Annotated in this window: 5 protein-coding genes; 1 reads left to right on the plus strand and 4 read right to left on the minus strand. The window is 74.3% G+C overall.

The features are described from left to right. Nucleotides 1-160: 160 nt before the first annotated feature. The 4 genes from EST54_RS33040 to EST54_RS33055 all read right to left on the minus strand — a co-directional run bounded on the left by EST54_RS33040 (nucleotide 161) and on the right by EST54_RS33055 (nucleotide 4,863). Nucleotides 161-1,177 (minus strand): AAA family ATPase, encoded by a 1,017-nt coding sequence (locus EST54_RS33040; RefSeq protein ID WP_129251367.1) that lies wholly within the window; start codon nucleotides 1,175-1,177, stop codon nucleotides 161-163. Between the two features lie 72 nt (nucleotides 1,178-1,249). Further along, on the minus strand, nucleotides 1,250-3,430 hold the full coding sequence (locus tag EST54_RS33045; protein WP_129251368.1) for a VMAP-C domain-containing protein: 2,181 nt from the start codon (nucleotides 3,428-3,430) through the stop codon (nucleotides 1,250-1,252). Next, the gene (locus EST54_RS33050; RefSeq protein WP_129251369.1) at nucleotides 3,427-3,897 is read right to left on the minus strand and encodes a CU044_2847 family protein; all 471 of its coding nucleotides are present in this window, start codon (nucleotides 3,895-3,897) and stop codon (nucleotides 3,427-3,429) included. Before EST54_RS33050 ends, EST54_RS33045 begins: the two co-directional genes overlap by 4 nt. 117 nt (nucleotides 3,898-4,014) lie before the next feature. Next, on the minus strand, nucleotides 4,015-4,863 hold the full coding sequence (locus EST54_RS33055) for a thioesterase family protein (protein WP_129251370.1): 849 nt from the start codon (nucleotides 4,861-4,863) through the stop codon (nucleotides 4,015-4,017). A gap of 96 nt (nucleotides 4,864-4,959) precedes the next feature. On the opposite strand from EST54_RS33055, the gene EST54_RS33060 reads away from it, so the two are divergent. Beyond that, entirely contained in the window at nucleotides 4,960-5,595 is a 636-nt protein-coding gene (locus EST54_RS33060; protein ID WP_167511649.1) for a trimeric intracellular cation channel family protein, read from the plus strand. Nucleotides 5,596-5,635: the final 40 nt, after the last annotated feature.

A 5,635-nucleotide genomic window follows, 5' to 3' on the forward strand; every position in this document is an offset into this window, starting at 1 on the left:
CCGCCTCGACGAGCCCATGGCGCCATGATCGACCGACTCCGACAGGCGATGTCGGCCGCCGTACGCCCCTCCATGACCCGTGCCAGCCACAGCACGTCGAGGAGTTCGGTGGCCCCGAGGTCGTAGCCGGCGGCCGACATCGCCTGTCGGAGTCGGTCGATCATGGCGCCATGGGCTCGTCGAGGCGGTGCAGCACGGCGCCGAGAAGCTCGTCCCTGGTGAGGTCGGCGCCGCTGATGCGCAGGTGGACGGCGGCCAGCAGCTGGTCGGTGGCCAGCGTCTGGGTTTGCGCGCGCTGCTGGAAGGCCTCGATCAGGTCCTCCGCCGCGGCGACCGCCCGCGCGCCCAGATTGTGTTCGATGATCTTCCGCAGCCGCTCCCCGGTCGGCTCCGGCAGATCCAGCCGCACGCACCGGCGCAGGAAGGCGGGCGGGAAGTCCCGTTCGCCGTTGCTGGTCATGACGACCACCGGGAAGTGGGTGCAGCGCACCATCCCGCGGTGGATCGTGACCCGCTCCCGGCTTCCGCTCAGCAGCACCGGCACCTCCTGCTGGTGCTCGGGCAGCCGGGCCAGCTCCGGGATCTCGAACTCGCCCTCCTCCAGGACGACCAGCAGGTCGTTGGGCAGGTCGATATCGGCCTTGTCGAGTTCGTCGACGAGCAGGACCCGGGGCCGGCCGGCGGCCAGCGCGCTGCCGAGCGGGCCGAGGCGCAGGTACTGGCCGATGTCGCCGGCGGTCGTGGCGCGCGGGGCCCTGGGCCGGCGCACCGAGCCGTGGGACGCCTCCCGCTCGCGGCGCAGCGAGGCCTCCCGCAGGCGGCCCACGGCGTCATAGCGGTAGAGGGCGTCCTGGAGCGTGGAGCGGCTGTTGACCGACCAGCGCAGGACGTCCCCGAGCCCGAGCTCCTCGGCGACGGCGTGGGCCAGCGAGCTCTTGCCGGCGCCGGGGCGGCCGGTGACCAGCAGCGGACGGTGCAGATGCAGCGCCGCATTGATCACGGAGATCTCATTGCGCTCCAGGAGGTACGGCGCACGGGTCGCCGCCGTCCCTGCTTCGGACGGAAAGCGCCGCCACGGCGGTGGGGCGGGCAGGTCCGACGGGCCGCGGAACACCCACCAGGCCTCCGGCTCCGCCTCCGGGTCGTGGGGTGCGCCTGCTGCGCTCTGTCCGGTCACCGCACGTTCTCCTCGTTCTTTGCTGTGTTGCTCGCCGGGTGGTCGCCGTGTCCACGGTGCACACTCGGGCCTTCAGGGCTGGGTCAGCACCCAGGCGTCCGGGGCGAGTTGCGGGGGACGGTGGTCGGGTGCGTCGTACAGCAGGGACAGCCGGCGGCCGTGGTGGGTGGTGCTCTCCGGCTCGGCCATCGCCTTGGCCCGCTCCAGGCGCACCACCTCGGGGACCTCGGTGTGGTCGGCGCCGTCCACCAGGGCCAGCAGGTCCTGGGCGAGCTGTGCGCCGTGTTCGGCGCGGTGCCACAGCACGGTGTGGACGCCCGCCTGCACGCACTGCCGCAGCAGCGTGCCGTGGTGGTCGGGTGGACAGCACACGATCACCGTCCCGGCGTCGCGGTGCACCTCCAACTGGGCGCGGGCGACCATCCGGTCGGTGTGCCGCTCGTCGAGGACCAGGCGTTTGGCGTGCGGCAGGGCCGCGGTGCGCTGTTTCCATCCGGCGTAGCTCTCCCGGGAGCGCTCCGTGGTCCGCACCACCACCCGGCGGGTGATCCCCGGGACGAACGGCCCGTCCTCGTCGCCGTCGGGCGACTCCCACGAGTCGACGTCCAGACCGAGCCAGGCGGCCGGGAGGAAGTACTCCACCAGGGCGGTCTCCGGGTCTTCGCGGACCTCGGTGCGCAGCACCCGGCGGATGTCGTCCACCACCTGCTCGCTGCCCGCCTCGGCATCGCGGACCAGCGCGAGACGGTGCGTACGGCGGTCGGCGAGGGTCCAGATCTGGTAGGTGAAGCGGCGTCCGGTGGCGGTGGGCAGCAGCTCCACCTGGACGCGCGGGGCGACGGCCGCGGTGCCGGTGCCCGGCAGGCCCGGTGCCGCCGGGGTACGGACCGGGGCGGCGGCCGCGACCACATCGGCACGGAACTGGCTGACCGCCGCCTCGTCGACGCCCGAGCGGGCACCGACGCGCTCGACCCAGGCGTCCAGGTCCTCGGACGGGTACGTCCCGGCCGCGCTCTCCTCGACGCTGACCCGCACCACCCCTTGCAGCAGCGGCGGCACGGGCGCGCCGGTGAGGGAGCTGAAGCCCTCCAGGGCGTCCATCGCGTCGGCCAGGCCTGCGACGGCGGGCAGCTCCGGGGCGTGCGGCAGGACGCGTTCGAGGAGGGTGCGGGGGTCGGTGCGGGTGCAGTGGGCCAGCAGGCCCGACAGGTCGCGGCGCTGGCGGGTGGTCAGGTACTCGCCGGGGCGGACCGTACGGGCGGCGCGGCGCAGCCGTTCCCAGTCCTCGCGGGCGCCGTGGTGGCCGGGCCAGGGGTGCGGCTCGTAGGGGCCGGGGGCGGGCGGCGGCTCGTAGTCCCGTACGAGGTCGAGGAGTTCGGGGATGCCGCGGCGGACGCCCACGGCCAGGCCGACCAGCCGTTCGAGGTCGGCCGCCGGACCCGCCGAGGGTCTGCCCAACCGGGCGGCGAGCCGTTCCTCGCAGGCCAGCACCGCCTCGCGGCCCTGGAGTACCCGCTCCAGGGCGGTGAGCAGCTGCTGTACCCCGCGCCGGGCGGTGGGCACCGCCGAGGGCGGCAGCGCCGGGAGTTCGGCCTCGATGGCCGGGACGCTGATGGCGTACATCGTCGTCGGCGGGGCCCCGGGGGCGGCCGGTTCCGGGGCGCGGTGGACGGCCGCGACCAGACCGACGACGGCCTGCCGGGCGCGGTCCCACAGCGGCCCGCCGCTGAAGCCCTCGGTGACCTCGGCGCCGCCGAGCACGTCCAGGGCGATCCAGGGCGGGGCGGAGACCCGGGGCACGGCGCGCACCGTGGGCAGCGGATGGCCGCTGGCCCATAAGGCAATGGTCTCGTTGGCGTAGCTGTGCTGGAGGAACGGTGCCGGCTCGGCGCCGGCGGGCGGGGCCTCGGCGAGTTCCAGGACGGCCAGATCGCCGTGGTAGGGCACCTGTCCGGGCCGGACCGGGGCGCTCGTGGCGGCGGTGGCCCGCGGCGGCACCCACATCTCCCGCACGACCCGCCCGGTCAGGTCGCGGCCGGCCGCGACATGGGGCAGCCGGAGGGTGACCGGGTCGCCCGCCCCGGGGGTGTCCTGGGCGAAACGGTCCCTGCCCAGTGCGCTGTTGACGACATGGGCGCAGGTCAGCACGAGCCGCTCGGCGACCAATACGCCCGCGCCGACGGCCCGGTCGCCGTACCGTAAGGAGGCGAAGGACTGCTGCAGCGGGGTGTCCGGACCTGCGCCTGCGCTCACGGCGTCGTCGTCCCCCCGGATCCGTCCGTGCCGCTGCCGAGATTCCAGGTGGCGGAGACCTTGAAGCTGGCCTCGCCGCTGCCGGAGAACACCCCGAGGCTCAGGTCGGAGCCGAGCGTGACCCCGAACTCGACGGTGACCTCGTCGGGGCGGTGACTGCCGGCGGAGATCGAGCGGTGGATCTGGCCGAGTACGCCGCCGAGCGGGCGCAGGGCCTCTTCGAGGGCCTCGCCGCCACGGGTCAGCGCCCGGCTCATCCGGCCGTCCACGCTGACCGGCACGGCGCCGCCGAAGCCGTCGGGAAGCTCCAACTCGGCGTCGTCGCCGGGATGTCGACGCCGGTCCCCGTCCGTCGGCTGCTGTCCGCCGGACCGCTCGTGCATGCCGGAAGGCTGCCCGGCGGCCGGTTGCCCGTCCCGCAGCCACACCACGGTCGCGTCGTCGATTCTGAGAGCCACATCCCCCATGCGATCAGTCTGGCACGAGCCGGTCGGCCACCGCCTGCTCTTTGCGTCACACTTTCCGCCCTCGCCGCGGGGCGAGCCGCGACCGGGGCCGGACGGGCCCGCCCCCGGTCGGCACAGCTAGCCCTGCAACACCGCCCGCGCCAACTGCCGTGACTGGGCGACCAGTCGGTCCTGGGAGTCCCAGACCTCCGCGTCCTCCTCCAGGAAGCCGCCGGCCAGATTGCGGGTGGTGATGGCGACCCGCAGCGGGCCGGGGGCGGGGCGGTGGCGGACGTGGGCGGTCAGTTCGACGGTGGGCACCCAGCCCAGCAGGCCCATCTCGAAGGCGGTGGGCGGCAGCGCGTCGACGGTCAGCAGCAGGGAGAGCGGGTCGGGTTCGCGGCCGTCGGCGAGACCGAACCAGGCACGCATCTCGCCCTTGCCGGACGGGGCACCGACCGCCCAGCCGGCGGTCGCCGGGTCCAGCCGGAGGGAGAGCCGCTCGGCGATGGCCGTGCTGCCGGGGATGACGGGGTCGCCGCCGGGGGCGCTGTCCGCCCCCAGGCAGTGCTCGTACGGCGGGATGGCCGGCGGCTTGGCGGTGGTGCGGACGTCGTCGGGCAGGGCGTCGAGGTCGCCGTACGAGGCGAGCACCCGCAGCCGCTCGATCTCGTTGCCGTCCTCGTCGGTCTGGAGGAGGCGGGCGGTGCCGGTCGACATGGTGCGGCCGGTGCGGACCACTTCGGTGCGGATGACGGCGGGGCCCGGAACCGAGGCCGTCAGGTAGTGCGCGGTGACCGACAGCGGGTCGGGGTGCGGGAGGGCATCGCCCAGGGCGCGGCCCATGAGGGCGAGGAGGTAGCCGCCGTTGACCGCCTGGATGATCGTCCAGCCGGCGGAGAGGTGGGCGTCATAGACGCCCGGGGCGCGGCGGCTGACCGCCGTATCGCGGTCGAACTCGCTGTTGCCAAGGGTCACCAGAGCCATGGGTTGCACGCTACACCGGATAGTTACCGACCGGTAGTGTCAGTTTTCACGGCCTCCCCGGAAGCAGTCCTTCCGGGGCCTGCCATGATGAGCGCCATGCTGCACGTCCTCTATCTGGCCGGTGTCGCGGCCTTCGCGGCGAGCGGAGTGCTGGCCGCCTACCGCGCCAACATGGACCCCTTCGGCGGGCTGGTGCTCGCCTTCGCCGCCTCCATTTCCGGCGGCACGCTGCGCGATCTCATCCTCGACCGGCGGCCGCTGTACTGGACGCACGACTGGGTGCTGCTGACCGTGATCATCTGCGTCGGCCTCGGCACCATGGCGTATCTGCGGTTCTGGCAGCTGCCGCACAAATCGCTGCTGGTGGTCGACGCGGTCGGGCTGTCCGTCGTGACGGTGATCGGCGCGCGGGCCGCGATCGAGGCGGGCGCCACCCCGCTCGCCGTGATCATCCTGGCGGTGCTGACCGGCGTCGCCGGCGAGGTCATCCGCGATGTGCTGTGCGGGGAGTTCCCGCCGCTGCTGCTGCGCGAGGACGTCTATGCGATCGCGGCGCTGGCCGGCGCCGGCTGCTATCTGCTGCTGCACCACGTCGGAACGGGCGCCACCCCCGCCGCGGTGGCCTCGGCGGGGGTGGTGTTCGCCCTGCGGATGGGCGCGGTCTACCTCGGGCTGCACCTGCCGCGACCGCAGCAGCTGCGCCCCCGGGGCGGCCGGCCGGAGGGTGGCTGACCGGGGCCTTCCTCGGCCCTTCCTCCCCCCACCCCCGAAC

It is taken from the genome of Streptomyces sioyaensis, from assembly GCF_004122735.1.
Lineage (GTDB): Bacteria > Actinomycetota > Actinomycetes > Streptomycetales > Streptomycetaceae > Streptomyces > Streptomyces sioyaensis.

Excerpts from the sequence above, each read along its gene's own strand:
- EST54_RS33050 (WP_129251369.1), bottom strand. The coding sequence starts at position 3,897 with ATGGGGGATGTGGCTCTCAGAATCGACGACGCGACCGTGGTGTGGCTG.
- EST54_RS33055 (WP_129251370.1), bottom strand. The coding sequence starts at position 4,863 with ATGGCTCTGGTGACCCTTGGCAACAGCGAGTTCGACCGCGATACGGCG.
- EST54_RS33060 (WP_167511649.1), top strand. The coding sequence starts at position 4,960 with ATGCTGCACGTCCTCTATCTGGCCGGTGTCGCGGCCTTCGCGGCGAGC.